This is a genomic window from Paenibacillus sp. FSL W8-0194 (assembly GCF_037969745.1).
Taxonomy (GTDB): Bacteria; Bacillota; Bacilli; order Paenibacillales; family Paenibacillaceae; genus Paenibacillus_AQ; species Paenibacillus_AQ cookii.
The window spans coordinates 6,039,415-6,055,669 of the sequence record NZ_CP150205.1; the positions used below are offsets into that span (position 1 = coordinate 6,039,415).

Genomic DNA, 16,255 nt, shown 5'->3' on the forward strand with positions numbered 1-16,255 from the left:
TACAACTTCATAACAACCACGGTCCGTATTCGATAACATCCTTGCTTTAAAGTATGGATTGGCCGGGCCCGGTCCATAAATGGAGGTTGTTCAGATGAAAAACAAGACAAAAAATACATTGACGGCGCTTGCCTTTTGCGCGGCAGCTGGCGGATTGCTTGGGTTCAACGCTTATGCTGTCCCGAATATTGCAACGTTAACGCAAAGCGAACCTAATGCCCCGCAGCCGTTTGCAGGGTCGGTTCCGCAAGAAAGGCCGGCGATCACCCTGGCAAGCAGCAAGGTTCCGGTGCTGAATGTAGAAGAGAAGGTACCGGTATCGACCGTGAATGATGAGCTGGAACGAACGATGACGGATGAAGAGATGCAGCAAATATACAATTACATCGACAACAGCAAGGATCCATTACTATCGGCAAATCGGGAAATGAGCGACCAGGAAATAAAGCGGCGGAAAGTTCTGGAAGACCGATATGTTTACGATGGGGTCCGTCCCCAAAACAGGCTGCCTCTTCAACCGGGCATCTCAAGCTTTTATTTTGACATCAGCAAGGATGTGTGGGTTTACCCTGACCGCGAGCTGACGGATGAGGAGCTGCTGCAATTCGTGGACTGGTCCAACCGAATTGTCTTTGCTCAATCCAAGCGGCTTCAAACGCAGCAACCCGATGCGAAAGATATAGGAAAAGAAGAGGCAATGGAGAAGGCCCGCGAAAGCGTGAGCAAGCTGTTTGATGCCGATATATCCAAAATGAAAGCGAGTGCGGCATTTAATAAATTTGGGCCGGAGCAAAAGGGAGAGTGGATCGTCCATTTTCAGCCTTATAGAGCCCTTACGCTGGATGCCAACGGAAGTGCTTACATGATGTATTACGTCATGATTGATGCATTGAGCGGGACAGTGAACGATACCACGATTTTTAATTCGGTTTATAAAAGGAACCCGATTACATCCGCCATGAAAAAGCAAATCAGACAAGATCCAAGCTGGATTGAAGCGGCCAAAGCCATTGTCGTCAAAAAACAGGGAGACGCGCGCCCCATTCAAAAATCAACAATTATACAAGATCAAGTATATGATCAACGCGGCGTTGTTGCCGTTTCAATCGTAATGAAGGACGGCAGCTCCTATATCGTGGAATTGCGTTATCCGGAGAAAATGTTGCGATGCCTGATTTACGAACCCGCGGCAAAGGGGAAATAATCTGGACGGATCAAATGTAGGAAGGCTGTCCTTGGGCCCGGTTAATGGGCCCAAGGACAGCCTTCTTTTCGCATCAATAAGGATGGCTGGGCGTTTATTTTCGATTTTTTTCGTTTTATGATTTGGGTCTTTTTCTTTTCATGCCTTCCCGCAGCAGCTTCAGCGCGTTGACCTCTGCCCCTCCGGCAGGACGGCGCTGTCCTTTTCGGGTTTTTAACGGGGTGGCCGTCAGCTGCAGCAGCTCTTTGATTTCATCCGGCTGAAGATCAGGATTTTGCGCAAGCAAAAGCGCGATTGCGCCGCTCACATGGGACGTGGCCATCGACGTACCGCTCATCTCATGGTATTTGCCTTGCGTCCAGGAAGAAACGATTTTATCTCCCGGGGCATAAATATCAATGAACTCGCCTCTGTTGCTGAAGCTGGCGATCCGCCGATGGCGGTCGGTTGCCCCGACAGAGATGGTTTGCGGATATTTGGCGGGATAGTCGATATTGCGCCGTTTTCCGTCATTGCCGGAAGAAGCGACGATCGATATGCCGGCTGCGTGGGCTTTATTAACGACCTCCAGCAATGCTTTGCTGCGCGTTTTCATGCCGAAGCTCATATTGATGATATGCATGCGGTTTCGGATGCACCAGTCGATGCCTTGGATGATATCGGACACGTAGGCCGAGCCGTTATGATCAAAAGCTTTGACCGGATATATGGTAGCCCGGGGCGCGACGCCGATCATGCCTTCCGTGCCGTTGGCTGCCGCGATGGTACCGGCAATATGGGTTCCGTGCCCGTTGTCGTCGAACGGAAGCATATGTCTGTTCAGCAGATTAATGCCTTTGGCGAGCGATCCGCGAAGGTCCGGATGGTAGTAATCCGCGCCGGTGTCGATCACGCCGATCTTGATCCGGTACCCGGTGGAGGTTGCCCAGGCCTTTGGAGCCTGGATTTGTTTGACGCCATAAGGAATGCCGGGGCCTTGGCTGGTTTTGCTTGCCAGCGTATGCACCTGGACCAGGCTGTCTTCCTCGATCATAATGTCGTTTTTGAAAGGATCCAGATGTCTTCCGCTGCCGGACAGGGGTGCCATAACCGATTTAAGCGTGCGGGATGTTGGCAGGTCTGGCCAATCGGGGTGAAGGGCTTTTAGCTCCTCCAGTGTTTGTTCAAATTGGTCGTAATGCCGGGGATCGACGAACCTGATGATCCGTTTGGCTCCGGACGGTGCGGGACTCTCCATGTCTTCAAGCAGCATCTGTATCAATCCGGTGTAGTCCATATTGGGCAGTCCCCCTCATAATGAACCCTGCTTTTTGCATTGTATGTGGGAGGCGGCTGCAGCGAGTGGGAACTTGCCCTTGTTCCGGCACAAGATTCGATATAAATTTTCATGGGTCGATGTCTTTTTCGAGTGAGTTGAGCGCAACTTTTTCGGTGCCTTGCTCTTTTTGAGGAAAGTATTTACTTGATGCTTTTTTTGTGGAATTAGGCCCCGCCCGAATGGCAAAACAAACCTGCGGACATAAAATATATGGGAGAGACTTCAAGGGCTCTTTCAAAATTTCCCGGCAGGGGAAGCCATGTCCGGGCGGATACAGTCAAAGGGCAGGGGAAACCCTGCCTTTTTCATTCCCGAAAAGAGGCCCCCGGGTTTCCCGCATAAAAACTTGCAATTTATTTATAAATAGGTTTTACTTAGTTTTGATAATGGATATGTTGTTATAAAGCAGATGTTATACGGGTGAACAACGCCAATAAATCCGTATAAGTTGAACATTGCGTGAGAGGAAGTGTCCGTTAGTGAGTAACTCACTCCAATTAAAGATGGACCCTGAAAAAATCAGGGAAATGCCATTGGTGGATTTGGCCTTTGCGGTGTTGAAGGCGGCGAATACGCCATTTTATTACCTTGACCTGATGAAAGAGGTTGCCAAGCTTCGCGGCTTGACGGAAGAAGAAATAAAAGAAACCGTTGCGCAGCTATATACAGAAATCAATATAGACGGCCGGTTCGCGTGCGTCGGCACCAACCTTTGGGGACTCAAACGCTGGTATCCGATCGACCGCTCGGAGGATCCGATCTCGAGCTCGAAGCGTCCGCGCATCATCAACGATGACGACGACGAGGATGAGGACGACGAATTCATCGATGAGGACGACAGCTTTAATCCGGACGACACCGAAGAAGATTTCGACCGCATCGACGAGGACCATGACGATATTTACTCCGATGACGATTCGGAAGACGAAATCGAAGACGAGGATATCATCGAGGACGAAGACCTGGAAGAAGAAGAAGATCTCGACGAAGAAGACGAGGATTTGGCCGACGATTCCGACGACGACGATAAATATTAATCCGTTTGCCATTCTCTCTTGACAGAGGACATGGCAACGAGTAAACTATTGCATGGGCTTATGATTGAGATTTAAATATGCGTAAAATAATAAAAAGTGCCCCGTCCTACGGGTGTCACTTTTTTTGTTTTTTTTGGGGCAAAACGGGCTGCATTTCAGGCTGTTTTGCTTCTGTAGAATGGACTCGCTCGTTAAAAGTTCACTCTATATAGATGCCGGATTACCTCATTGTGCCATTTGATTTCAAATGGCGCATTGTTGTTCAAGCGGACGGTAAAAGCAATATCACCGGCGCGGCCGTTTTTCGGGTGGAATTCATGAAAAAGGGTTACGCTAAACATCATATGTCGCCTGAATTTACTGGAACTTTAATAGGAGGGTTTTTATAGTGACAAAGTATATTTTTGTGACGGGCGGGGTAGTGTCGTCCCTGGGTAAAGGGATTACGGCGGCTTCTCTGGGCAGACTGCTGAAAAACAGAGGATTAAAGGTTACGATCCAGAAATTCGATCCTTATTTGAACGTGGATCCGGGCACCATGAGTCCTTATCAGCATGGCGAAGTGTTCGTCACCGACGACGGAGCCGAAACGGACCTCGATTTGGGGCATTATGAGCGATTTATTGACATCAACCTGTCCAAGAACAGCAACGTCACCACAGGCAAGGTATATTCGTCCGTCATCAGCAAGGAACGCCGCGGCGAATATTTGGGCGGTACCGTTCAGGTTATCCCGCATATCACGAATGAAATCAAAGAACGCGTATTCCGTGCGGGCCGCGAAGCCGGCTCGGACGTCGTCATTACGGAGATCGGCGGTACGGTAGGCGACATCGAAAGCTTGCCGTTCCTGGAAGCCATCCGTCAGATCAAAAGCGAAATCGGCCGCGAGAACGTGATGTACATCCATGTGACGCTGATTCCTTACATTAAAGCGGCGGGCGAAGTGAAAACGAAACCGACGCAGCACAGCGTGAAGGAGCTTCGCAGTATCGGGATCCAGCCGAACGTGATCGTTTGCCGCACCGAGCATGAATTGTCCGCCGACATGAAGGCCAAAATCGCCCTCTTCTGCGACATCGACGAAAGCGCGGTCGTGGAATGCCGCGATGCGTCCACGCTGTACGAGGTTCCATTGAATCTGCGCGACGAAGGTTTGGACGAGATCGTCGTCAACTACTTGAAGCTGACGACGCCGAAACCGGACATGACCGAATGGGAAAGCCTCGTCGACCGGATCAACAAGCTGGAAAAAACGGTCGAAATCGCGATCGTCGGCAAATACGTCGCTCTTCACGACGCTTATTTGAGCGTGGTCGAATCGCTCTCCCATGCCGGGTTTGAGGCAAACGCCGACGTGAAAATCCGCTGGGTCAACGCAGAGGAAGTGACCGACCAGAACGTGGATGAGCTGCTGGGCGGAATCGGCGGCATTCTCGTGCCGGGCGGTTTCGGCGACCGCGGCATCGAAGGCAAGGTTTCGGCCATCCGTTATGCGCGCGAGAAGCAAATTCCGTTCTTCGGCATCTGCCTCGGTATGCAGGTTTCGGTTATCGAATATGCCCGTTCGATCCTCGGCATGGATGACGCGAACAGCTCCGAGATCAATCCGGCTACCCCGTATCCGGTCATCGACCTGCTGCCTGAGCAAAAGGATATCGAGGACCTGGGCGGCACGATGCGCCTTGGCTTGTATCCGTGCAAGCTGGCCGAAGGCTCGCTGGCGATGAAATGCTACAATGACGAGCTTGTGTACGAAAGACACCGCCACCGGTACGAGTTCAACAACCAATACCGCGAGGCGATCGAAAAAGCAGGCCTGCGCATTTCCGGTACCTCCCCGGACGGCCGTCTGGTCGAAATCGTGGAGCTTCCGGAACATCCATGGTTTTTGGCCGTGCAGTTCCATCCGGAATTCACGTCCCGGCCAAACCGTCCGCAGCCGCTTTTCCGCGAATTCGTCAAAGCGTCGATTAACCATAAAACAATCTAATATTCATTTGAAAAAAAGGACCTTTTGTTACAGGTCCTTTTTTCATTTTTGCGCAGAGGAAGGAATTCGTAACTAGAGAGCGAATAACATTAACTGGATATATTTCGCAACGATTAACCAATAAATGTTAAAATTCAAGGATAGGCAGGGTTAGGCTGATGTTGGGAGGTTTGCTGAAGTGGATAAGAAGAAAGTATTGATTGTCGATGACCAGAACGGAATACGCATCCTGTTAATGGAAGTGTTCAGCAGCGAAGGTTATACGACATATCAGGCGGCCAACGGAAAAATCGCGTTAGAGATCGTGGAAAAGGACGCGCCCGATTTGGTCCTGCTCGATATGAAGATCCCGGGGATGGACGGACTCGAAATTTTGAAGCATATTAAGGAAATGAACCCAGCCATCAAAGTGATCATGATGACCGCCTACGGCGAGCTCGACATGATCAAGGAAGCGACCGAGCTGGGAGCCTTGATGCATTTTACAAAGCCGTTTGACATCGATGAAATGCGGGTTGCGGTGAACATGCAGCTGAAACACAACCCTGTTCAATCCGGATGACGGGAGAGGATTCTGCTTAGGCAGAATTCTTTTTTTTGCCTTCGCCTATCAAGGGGCAAAGCTTATTTTCAATTGCTTGTTTAGCATTTGGAACATGATGTGGTATAATAATCCCGAATAAGAGAAGTCGGCTTTAAACCATAGACAAAACGATGACTTTAGGAGGATTGAAACCATGCCATTGGTATCGATGACTGACATGTTAAACAAGGCGCTTGCAGGGAAATACGCGGTAGGTCAATTCAACATCAACAACCTTGAATGGACCCAGGCGATCCTTCTCGCTGCCGAAGAAGAAAAATCTCCTGTGATTCTCGGCGTATCCGAAGGTGCAGCCCGTCATATGAGCGGTTTCTATACGGTAGTGAAAATGGTGGAAGGCCTTATCCATGACCTGAAAATTACGGTTCCCGTAGCGATCCACCTGGACCATGGCTCCAGTTTCGAAAAATGTAAAGAAGCGATCGACGCCGGATTTACGTCCGTTATGATCGACGATTCCCACAGCCCGATCGACCACAACATCGAAACGACGAAAAAAGTGGTTGAATATGCGCATGCCAAAGGCGTTTCCGTTGAAGCCGAAGTAGGTACTGTCGGCGGACAAGAAGACGACGTGATCGGCGGCATTATGTATGCCAAGCTGGAAGACTGCATCCGCATCGTCAAAGAAACAGGCATCGATACCCTGGCGCCTGCGCTTGGTTCCGTACACGGCCCTTACCAAGGCGAACCGAACCTCGGATTCAAAGAAATGGAAGAAATCAAAAATGCGACCCAAATTCCGCTCGTTCTTCATGGCGGTACCGGTATCCCTACGCATGACATCCAAAAAGCCATCTCTTTGGGCACATCCAAAATCAACGTAAACACCGAAAACCAAATCGAATTCACGAAAGCCGTTCGCGAAGTGCTTGCCGCAAAACCGGACGTATACGATCCTCGTAAGTACATCGTGCCTGGACGCGACGCCATCAAAGCAACCGTCATCGGTAAAATCCGCGAGTTCGGCTCGAACAACAAAGCGTAACCTGCGTTTTTCGTTGTTTCTGTGCTTTGCCGCACAAGAGAGCTTACGTGTTGTTTGAAATGAAGATGGACAGCCCCTGGCCAGGGGCTGTCCTATTGAATAGGTTGAAATGGAGAGCACACCGCTTAGCCGGTGTTTTTCCATTTCATCAACCAAAATGAACACCAAACGATTTTGCTGCTGCGAAGTAAGTGGGGGGAACCTAAAACGTATGGAAAAATTGATGATAAGTGGTGGACGCCCACTTCATGGCGCCGTGACGATTAGCGGAGCCAAAAACAGCGCCATTGCCCTGATTCCTGCCGCGATTTTGGCCGAGTCCGAGGTCGTGCTCGACAATCTGCCTCTTCTGAGCGACGTGGCGGTATATGCCGAGATTTTGGAGGAGCTGGGCGCGAAAGTTACCTGGAAGGAAAGCCAAATGGTCATCGACCCTTCCGATATCAAGTCGATTCCTATGCCAAACGGCCCCGTCAAAAAATTAAGAGCTTCTTATTACATGATGGGAGCCATGCTTGGCCGTTTCAAAGAAGCGGTCATCGGTCTTCCCGGGGGATGCAACTTCGAACCCCGCCCGATCGACCAGCATATTAAAGGATTTGAAGCATTGGGCGCAACCGTGACCAATGAACATGGGGCGATTCACCTTCATGCGAAGGAATTGAAGGGCGCCAAAATTTATTTGGACGTATCCAGCGTGGGTGCGACGATTAACATTATGCTGGCGGCTGCCAAAGCCAAAGGCTCCACAATTATCGAAAATGCGGCCAAAGAGCCTGAGATTATAGATGTAGCAACGCTTCTTAATTCCATGGGCGCCGTTATCAAAGGCGCAGGAACGGAAACCATTCGCATCGAAGGCGTCTCCGAACTGCACGGCTGCCGCCATTCCATCATCCCGGACCGGATTCAGGCAGGCACGTACATGATCGCGGCTGCCGCCACGCGCGGGGACGTGCTGATCGACAATATTATTCCCAAACACCTTGAAGCGCTGACGGCCAAGCTGATCGAAATGGGGGTCGGGATCGAGGAACTGGATGAAAGCATCCGCGTCATCGGTCAGCCAGACTATGGTCATGTCGACGTGAAAGCACTGATTTATCCAGGATTTGCTACAGATTTACAATCGCCGATGACCAGCTTGCTGACGCAGGCCGAGGGCGTAAGCGTACTGAGCGATTTCGTCTACAGCAACCGGTTCAAACACGTGCCCGAACTCGTCCGGATGGGCGCGAAGATCCGGGTGGAGGGCCGTTCGGCCATTATCGAGCGAAGCCGTCTGAACGCGGCCAAAGTGAAGGCGACGGACCTGCGCGCCGGAGCGGCGCTGGTGATCGCCGGCCTGACGGTCGAAGAAGGGGTCACCGAAGTGACGGGCGTCGAGTTCATCGACCGGGGATACGACCATTTGGTCACCAATCTCCGGATGTTAGGTGCGGATGTATGGCGTGAAAAGGAATAAATGGCATACGGAAGGGGATTGTGCATTTTTCGCGAATTCCATTAGGGTATAACGTTTTTGCTAAAAAACTGCATATCTCCTTCCCATTTGGGTAATGCTATCTTAATAAGGATTTTCATAGACTGATAGAACAATATTTCGTACGACAGGACTTATAAAATTGAATAGGTGGTTATTACATGGATTTGCAAATTGCCGATTTGGAAGAAATGAAGCTGACCGATCTGTACAAGCTTGCAAAGAAGTACCAGATCCCGTATTACGGCCAGCTGAAGAAAAAAGAGCTGATTTTTGCCATTTTGAGAGCACAGGCAGAGCACAGCGGACTCATGTTCATGGAAGGGGTTCTGGAAATCCTCCCGGAAGGATACGGGTTCCTCAGACCGATCAACTATTTGCCGAGCACCGAGGATATTTACATTTCGGCCTCGCAGATCCGCAAATTCGATCTTAGAACAGGAGACCTGGTCTCAGGGAAATGCCGGGCGCCTAAAGAAAATGAACGTTACTTCGGCCTGCTGCAGGTCAATGCAGTCAATGGAGAAAACCCGGAAACAGCCGCGGAACGTCTTCACTTCCCTGCACTCACACCTCTTTTTCCGCAAAAGAAGCTCGTGCTTGAAACATCCCCTAACCATTTGTCTACACGGATTATGGACTTGCTCGCTCCCGTCGGTTTGGGACAGCGCGGTTTGATCGTCGCACCTCCGAAAGCAGGTAAAACGCTCCTCTTAAAGGAAATTGCCAACAGCATCTCTACCAACAATCCCGAAATCGAACTGTTTGTACTGCTCATCGATGAACGTCCCGAGGAAGTGACGGATATGCAGCGTTCCGTTAAAGGTGAGGTGGTTGCTTCGACGTTCGACGAACTCCCGGAGAACCATATCAAAGTGGCGGAGCTCGTGCTTGAGCGTGCGCTGCGACTGGTGGAGCATAAGAAGGATGTCGTTATTTTGATGGACAGCATCACCCGTTTGGCGCGTGCCTATAACCTGGTTATTCCGCCATCCGGACGCACGCTGAGCGGCGGTATCGATCCGGCGGCATTTCATCGTCCCAAACGCTTTTTCGGTTCCGCGCGTAACGTGGAGGAAGGCGGCAGCCTGACCATTTTGGCGACGGCGCTGATCGATACCGGTTCGCGGATGGACGACATCATTTACGAGGAATTTAAAGGAACGGGCAACATGGAGCTGCATCTCGACCGCAAATTGGCGGAACGCCGCATTTTCCCTGCGATCGACATCCGCCGTTCGGGCACGCGCCGCGAAGAGGTGCTGCTGACGAAGGAAGAACTGGATACGATTTGGGCGATCCGCAAAAACATGAATGAATCGGCCGACTTTGTGGAAGGATTCCTGAAAAAGCTCCGGGACTGCAAAACGAATGCGGAATTTTTGGCATCCTTCGACGTCAGCGGCGTGAGCAACGGCAAGAGCTCGGGCAGCAGCCATGGCGGAGGAAACCGGAGAAGCTCTAGACCTGCTGCGGCTTCGGTGCCGCTCACATAAATACTTTTACGAACAAAGAGGAGAACACCATGTACCTGGTATATGCAGATGAGAAAGGCAATGTATACGACCATCCTTCGCTTTACGGGCTTGCCCGAAGCGGCGACATGATCGTGGAAATTTTGGAGGATGAGCTGATCCCGCTGCCGGAAGGAGCCACGCTGGTCGGCTTGCCGAATACGCGGGCCATCGGCATGGACCCGGAGACCGGGGAAATGATGCCTCTGCCCGGGGGAGGCCAAGCCGTAGGGGCTCTCCTGCCGCAAGGGTATACCCGGCTGTGCCTGCCCGGCTACGTGAAGACGGATAAAGACTATAAGCTGCCGCTGTTCGGATATTCCGCCGTGGTGTGGAAGGACGGGGGGTTTTATACGACCGCGCGCCTCACCGACGACCCGGAAAAGTGGAATCCGCTGAATTGCGATCTCGATGAACTTAAGCTGGGCGTTAAAAACCTTAGACAGAAATATCCGGAAAACCGGCTGTACGAGCATTTGTCCAACTGCGCGCTGGGATACGAATGCCTGACGGCTTCCAATACGTTTTTGAACCGCTGGGAAGGCGCCGTTCCGGTGTCTTATTCCTGCAACGCGGGTTGTTTCGGATGCATCTCCGAACAGCCGGACGACAGCGGTTTTGTGGCCCCGCAGACGCGCATGAACTTCAAACCGAGGGTAGAGGAGCTCGTCCAGATCATGCTGGAGCACCTGAAGACGCCGGAATCGATTATCAGCTTCGGGCAGGGCTGCGAAGGCGAGCCGTCCACCCAGGCAAAGATCATTATCGAGGCGATCCGCGAGGTCCGCTCCATCACCGATATGGGGTATATCAATATCAACACGAACGCGGGTTTGACGGATTTTATCCGCGGCATCGTCGATGCGGGACTCGATCTGATGCGGGTCAGCACGATCAGCGCGCTGGACGATCATTACAACGCATATTACAAACCGCGCAAATACACGCTGGCGAATGTGGAAAAATCGTTGAAATACGCTTCCGACCAAGGCGTGTACACATCGATCAACTACCTTATTTTCCCGGGCGTGACCGACCGCGAGGAGGAAATCGAGGCCATGATCGAATTCGCCCGCCGCACGGGGCTGAAGCTGATTCAAATGCGCAATTTGAACATCGACCCGGAGAGTTACCTGGAGCTGATTCCGCCTGCCAAAGGGGAAATCCTCGGCATGAAACAGATGATCGAGATTTTCCAGGCCGAGCTGCCAGACGTTGTCATCGGTTCGTATACCCATGTGCCTCCTGAAGGCATGAGAAGGCCGAAAAAGCCCGTTTTGGCTCGGGACTAACAGATTCTAACATTTCGTTGATTATTGAGTTTGTCCCTGTTATAATATAAGTATTGTGTCATTATAACTCTGTGTACGCATGAGACTCAGGGCAAAAAGAGGTGAAAGACATGAAACAAGAGGTTCAACCAAAATACCACGTAACGACCGTAACATGTGCTTGCGGCAATACGTTCGAAACGGGTTCCGTTAAAGAGGATCTGCGCGTTGAGATTTGCTCCAACTGCCATCCGTTCTTTACAGGCAAACAGAAATTCGTGGATGCCGGCGGCCGTGTTGATAGATTTAAAAAGAAATACGGTATCTAATACGCATACAACCAATCCCTTGTCCGCTCCGCGGGCGAGGGATTTTTTCTGTTGCGGAAGCGGCGCTCCGAACGGAAAGAACATGACCGGGGCAGTGTTTTTGAAGCGGTGCCGATTAGCTGCACCCAATGAATTTTCGACGATTGTTTTGTGCCAACTTTTGCTGCGGGTTGCACTTTGTCTTGAAATGAACTATACTAATCCTTGCCGTGCTAGACGGGGAGGTAGCGGTGCCCTGTAACTCGCAATCCGCTGTAGCGAGGTTGAATTCCTGTTAGAGGTTTTGTTGATGTGAGGTTTGGTCCCTGCGTGCGATGTTGACGGTTGGGTCCTCCGCAATGAGCACTTGTGAACCTGGTCAGGTCCGGAAGGAAGCAGCCATAAGCAAGCCCGCTCTTGTGCCGGAGGGTGGCCTAGCCCGAGTCGTTGCTCAGGGGTGCCGCTTGGATCACAATAATCAATAACAGGTGCACGGTATTACATATCGTGAACCGGTAAGCATCTTTGCATTTGCAAGGATGCTTTTTTGTTTGGATTCTTTCATCACAATTCTGGGCTCAATGTCAAAAAAAGCGAATTCATCAAAATCGGTTAGACGTTTTGTATGACGACGGATTATAGTATAATGATGAAGCGACGAACATGCACGCAAGTGGAAGTTGAAAGAGGGTATAGCAAGTGAAACATATAGCGCTCTACCGTGCCTGGCGGCCGCAGTCGTTTCAGGACATGGTTGGACAACAGCATATTATTCAGACGCTGCAGAACGCCATCCGGGAGCAGCGGGTTTCCCATGCTTACCTGTTCAGCGGTCCGCGCGGAACCGGTAAGACCACGACCGCCAAGGTGCTTGCCAAAGCAGTCAACTGCGAACGCGGTCCGGCCCCGGAGCCGTGCAACGAATGCGAATCCTGCCGGAGAATAACGGCGGGGGCGGTCATGGACGTACAGGAAATTGACGCCGCCTCGAACCGTGGTGTCGAAGAAATCCGTGATCTGCGCGAGAAAGTAAAATATGCACCGACCGAAGTTCGGCAAAAGGTGTATATTATTGACGAAGTGCATATGCTGACGACAGAAGCGTTTAACGCGCTGTTAAAGACATTGGAGGAGCCGCCTCCGCACGTCATGTTTATATTGGCGACGACGGAGCCCCACAAGCTGCCGGCTACCATCATTTCGCGCTGTCAGCGTTTCGATTTCCGCAGGGTATCCCTGGAGGAACAAACGCAGCGGCTTGCGCAAATCGCCAAAGAAGAAGGAATGGAAGCCGAAACCGAGGCCCTTCAGTATATAGCCCGCTTATCCGATGGCGGCATGCGGGATGCGCTCAGCATTTTGGATCAGATTGCATCTTTTACGGGCGGTCATGTATCCTATGAACAAGTGCTGAGCATGACCGGCGGCATCGCCTCCGAACAGTTCGGCAGACTTGCCGGCGCGATTCAAAAAGGCGATGCGGGTCTAGTGCTGCAGATCGTGGAAGAATTCATGCAGGAAGGCAAAAGCGCCGACAAATGCATGGAAAACCTGCTGTACTACTTCCGCGACCTGCTCATGATCCAAATGATTCCGAACGTTACCCAGCTGACGGACCGGGTGCTTCATCCGGAGGAGTATAAAGAAATGGCTGCTTCTTTTACGAGGCAGCAGCTGTTTCATATGATCGATACCTTGAACCGCTATCAAAGCGAGATGAAATATTCTTCGCAGCCGCAAACCTTGTTTGAGGTGGCGCTGCTCAAGCTTTGCGGCATTCCGCAGGGAAGCGCGACCGAATTCGATCAGCCGCAGGCCCGGCAGACGTCCGCAGCGCCCGCGGATTCATCCGAAGTGAACCAGCTGAAGCGCCAGGTCGCGGCGCTGGAGAAGAAGCTGGAGAAGCTTATTCAGGGAGGTTCCGTGCCATCCGGCGCTGCTTCGGGGGCCCCTGCGCGTGCGTCCCAGCCTGCTCCGCGGATGTCGTCCGCGGCCAAAATCCCGGCCAATTTGGACCAGTTTCTGGCCCGCAAGAGCAGCCCGGAGTTTGTGGAAGTGCAGCGGCAATGGGGACAGGTCCTCCAGGGCGTCAAGGACGAGAAGGTAACCGTCCATGCCTGGTTTATGGACGGAGATCCGGTGTCCGTGTTGGAGGATGCGGTGTTGGTGGCTTTTAAAAACAACATTCACCGCGAAACGACGGAGAAGCCCGCGAACAAGCAGGTGATCGAAGGCGTGCTCCACGACAAGCTCGGCAAGCCTTACCATCTGGTGACGATGATGCAGAGGGATTGGGCTGCGGCCATTGAAGGCGCCGGCACCCAGCAGAAAGAGGAGCTGAAGCTGGAACACGAGCATGAGGGCAAGGACCCGAACGAAAAGCCATGGATTGATGAGGCGCTCCAGATGTTTGGAGAAGATCTCGTGATCATAAAAGATTAACCCGCGCATGATGCGCGCCAATACCCCAATCATTTTAAAGAGGAGACGATACGTATGAATAATATGAACCAAATGATGAAACAGGTTAAAAAAATGCAGGAGCAAATGCTGAAGGCTCAAGAAGCCCTTGCCGAGAAAAAGGTTGAAGGCAGCTCCGGCGGCGGCGTGGTTACGGTAGAAGTGAACGGCCATAAAAAGGTGCTTTCCATCACCATCAAACCGGAAGCCGTTGATCCGGACGACGTTGAAATGCTGCAGGACCTTGTACTGACAGCCGTTAACGACGCATTGACCAAAGCGGACGATATCGCCAACGCCGATATGAGCAAATTCACCGGCGGCATGAAAATTCCTGGATTGTTCTAATTGAAGGCAGAAGGAGAGGCCTAACGTTTTGTATTATCCCGAACCGATCGCCAAGCTGATCGACGCATTCACGCGATTGCCGGGCATCGGGCCGAAGACGGCGGCCCGCCTGGCTTTTCACGTGCTTAATATGAAGGAAGACGACGTCATCGATTTTGCCAAGGCACTCGTCAGTGTGAAGCGCAATCTCCACTACTGCTCTGTCTGCTGCAACATTACGGACACCGACCCTTGCCGGATTTGCCAGGATAAGACCCGGGATTCGTCCGTCATCTGCGTGGTGCAGGATCCGAAGGACCTTGTAGCCATGGAACGGACCAAAGAGTTTAACGGGTATTATCACGTCTTGCAGGGCGCCATCTCGCCGATGGAGGGAGTAGGCCCGGATGACATCCGGCTGAAAGAGCTGTTGACGCGCCTCAGCGATGAACGCGTGAAGGAGCTTATTTTGGCGACGAATCCGAATATTGAAGGCGAAGCGACCGCGATGTACATATCGCGTCTCGTTCGCCCCTTTGACCTTGTCGTTACGCGAATTGCCCATGGCCTGCCGGTGGGCGGGGATTTGGAATACGCCGACGAAGTCACCCTATCCAAGGCGCTGGAGGGCCGGCGTCAATTGTAATCATGTTTCAATGGAACTGTACGTTTAAAGGAAGTCCCGAGCCGGGGCTTCCTTTTTTGGTTCTAAGTTTGTCCTTCGTCCCGTATGAATGAAAATGGAGAGCGGTTAGTCGGTTTGATCACTATTCATTTTTATGGATTGGGGGCTTGGGCGATGGCGTGGTTCCGGAACAAAAACCCGAAAGTGCCTGCATGGCAGCTGAAACAGAAGCAGGATGAAGAATTGGCGGTTTTTATGGATGTGCGCAAGGCGCAGAGGGAGTGGGAGCAGGCGAGGCTCTTTTTTGAAGAAGCGGAAGGCGAGGAACAGATCGATTACGCGATCTACATGCTGGAAGCGGCGGAACTCAAGTACCAGATGCATTTAAGGGCCGCCAAACGGATGGGATTGAATCGCATTCAGCTTCCGGTGCAGCAAAGGGCGGAGGCAGAGGCATAGCAGGCGTAAAACCATTCACTGAATTTGGCATCGCCGTTTCTGTAAAACCAAGGAGGGGAAAAAGAATGAAGCTGGTCGTCATGGGAATAATGACGGTATCGTTGTTGCTGCTCCTGCTCATCGTGTTCCGGAAAAAAATCGGCTTCGGGTGGCTGACGATGTTCGGAACGCATCTGGTGCTCGCGTCGCTGGGCTTGTATCTGGTGAATTACTCGGGTCTGATTCCGGAGGTGTACATCCCGTTGAATCCGACTACGGTGGGAACGGTGATGGTTTTGGGGCTGCCCGGAGTGGCACTTTTGTTCGGTTTAAAAATATCTTTGATGGGGTAGTTGACGGACCTCTATGTTCTGTGGTACATTATATCTCGCCCCTTTCAAAAAGGTACAAGCTTACTGAACGGTAAGCAAGGTAAAAAACTTTTTAAAAAAAGTGCTTGACGAAATGATGGGCAGCATGATATATTATAAGAGTTGCTGAGATAAAAGCTAGCGACGAAAACGAAAGAATTTGATCTTTGAAAACTGAACAACGAGTGAGATACAGGCTTTGCTTGCAAAGCCGATCGCGAAGCAAATTGGTTCGAGTCTTTTGGCTGAATGATTTGTGGAGCACAAATGAGAATTAAATTCTCGTCAGATTCAAAATGAGTCACAAACTTTCA

15 protein-coding genes and 1 other RNA gene are annotated in these 16,255 nt (G+C 51.4%); 15 read left to right on the forward strand and 1 reads right to left on the reverse strand.

Annotated features, from left to right (window positions below; translation table 11 throughout):
• Window positions 1–94: 94 nt before the first annotated feature.
• A complete protein-coding gene (locus MKY58_RS27900) occupies window positions 95–1,204 on the forward strand; it encodes a hypothetical protein (RefSeq protein WP_339322901.1) in 1,110 nt (369 codons plus the stop codon).
• Between the two features lie 115 nt (window positions 1,205–1,319).
• Here MKY58_RS27900 and MKY58_RS27905 read toward each other — a convergent pair whose 3' ends face one another.
• The gene (locus tag MKY58_RS27905; RefSeq protein WP_339322902.1) at window positions 1,320–2,480 is read right to left on the reverse strand and encodes a S8 family peptidase; all 1,161 of its coding nucleotides are present in this window, start codon (window positions 2,478–2,480) and stop codon (window positions 1,320–1,322) included.
• Window positions 2,481–3,001: 521 nt separating this feature from the next.
• Between MKY58_RS27905 and rpoE the strand changes: the two genes are divergently transcribed.
• The 14 genes from rpoE (at window position 3,002) to MKY58_RS27975 (ending at window position 15,923) form a co-directional block, all read left to right on the forward strand.
• Window positions 3,002–3,559: a DNA-directed RNA polymerase subunit delta gene (gene rpoE / locus MKY58_RS27910; RefSeq protein WP_339322903.1), complete on the forward strand. Its 558-nt coding sequence runs from the start codon at window positions 3,002–3,004 to the stop codon at window positions 3,557–3,559.
• 388 nt (window positions 3,560–3,947) lie between these two features.
• Entirely contained in the window at window positions 3,948–5,552 is a 1,605-nt protein-coding gene (locus MKY58_RS27915) for a CTP synthase (protein WP_036714880.1), read from the forward strand.
• Between the two features lie 178 nt (window positions 5,553–5,730).
• Window positions 5,731–6,114: a response regulator gene (locus MKY58_RS27920; protein WP_212952358.1), complete on the forward strand. Its 384-nt coding sequence runs from the start codon at window positions 5,731–5,733 to the stop codon at window positions 6,112–6,114.
• A 175-nt stretch (window positions 6,115–6,289) separates the two neighbouring features.
• Window positions 6,290–7,144 (forward strand): class II fructose-1,6-bisphosphate aldolase, encoded by an 855-nt coding sequence (gene fba, locus MKY58_RS27925; RefSeq protein WP_036714881.1) that lies wholly within the window; start codon window positions 6,290–6,292, stop codon window positions 7,142–7,144.
• A gap of 211 nt (window positions 7,145–7,355) precedes the next feature.
• Window positions 7,356–8,609 carry a UDP-N-acetylglucosamine 1-carboxyvinyltransferase gene (locus MKY58_RS27930; protein WP_339322904.1) on the forward strand — a complete coding sequence of 418 codons (1,254 nt, stop codon included), beginning with the start codon at window positions 7,356–7,358 and terminating at the stop codon, window positions 8,607–8,609.
• 179 nt (window positions 8,610–8,788) lie between these two features.
• Window positions 8,789–10,123, forward strand: a complete 1,335-nt coding sequence (gene rho, locus MKY58_RS27935; protein ID WP_036714884.1) for a transcription termination factor Rho — start codon at window positions 8,789–8,791, stop codon at window positions 10,121–10,123.
• 29 nt (window positions 10,124–10,152) lie between these two features.
• Entirely contained in the window at window positions 10,153–11,433 is a 1,281-nt protein-coding gene (locus tag MKY58_RS27940; protein ID WP_339322905.1) for a radical SAM protein, read from the forward strand.
• Window positions 11,434–11,543: 110 nt separating this feature from the next.
• Window positions 11,544–11,741, forward strand: coding sequence for a 50S ribosomal protein L31 (rpmE, locus tag MKY58_RS27945; protein WP_036714885.1), 198 nt, complete (start codon window positions 11,544–11,546; stop codon window positions 11,739–11,741).
• A 207-nt stretch (window positions 11,742–11,948) separates the two neighbouring features.
• An RNA gene (gene ffs / locus MKY58_RS27950) (signal recognition particle sRNA large type) lies at window positions 11,949–12,216 on the forward strand.
• Between the two features lie 203 nt (window positions 12,217–12,419).
• Window positions 12,420–14,162 (forward strand): DNA polymerase III subunit gamma/tau, encoded by a 1,743-nt coding sequence (gene dnaX, locus MKY58_RS27955; protein ID WP_339322906.1) that lies wholly within the window; start codon window positions 12,420–12,422, stop codon window positions 14,160–14,162.
• 54 nt (window positions 14,163–14,216) lie between these two features.
• Window positions 14,217–14,528, forward strand: coding sequence for a YbaB/EbfC family nucleoid-associated protein (locus tag MKY58_RS27960; RefSeq protein WP_036714889.1), 312 nt, complete (start codon window positions 14,217–14,219; stop codon window positions 14,526–14,528).
• Between the two features lie 28 nt (window positions 14,529–14,556).
• Window positions 14,557–15,153 carry a recombination mediator RecR gene (gene recR, locus MKY58_RS27965; protein WP_036714891.1) on the forward strand — a complete coding sequence of 199 codons (597 nt, stop codon included), beginning with the start codon at window positions 14,557–14,559 and terminating at the stop codon, window positions 15,151–15,153.
• A 153-nt stretch (window positions 15,154–15,306) separates the two neighbouring features.
• Window positions 15,307–15,591, forward strand: a complete 285-nt coding sequence (locus MKY58_RS27970) for a DUF2508 family protein (protein ID WP_339322907.1) — start codon at window positions 15,307–15,309, stop codon at window positions 15,589–15,591.
• A 65-nt stretch (window positions 15,592–15,656) separates the two neighbouring features.
• Window positions 15,657–15,923 carry a pro-sigmaK processing inhibitor BofA family protein gene (locus MKY58_RS27975; protein WP_036714894.1) on the forward strand — a complete coding sequence of 89 codons (267 nt, stop codon included), beginning with the start codon at window positions 15,657–15,659 and terminating at the stop codon, window positions 15,921–15,923.
• The last annotated feature ends 332 nt before the right edge of the window (window positions 15,924–16,255 follow it).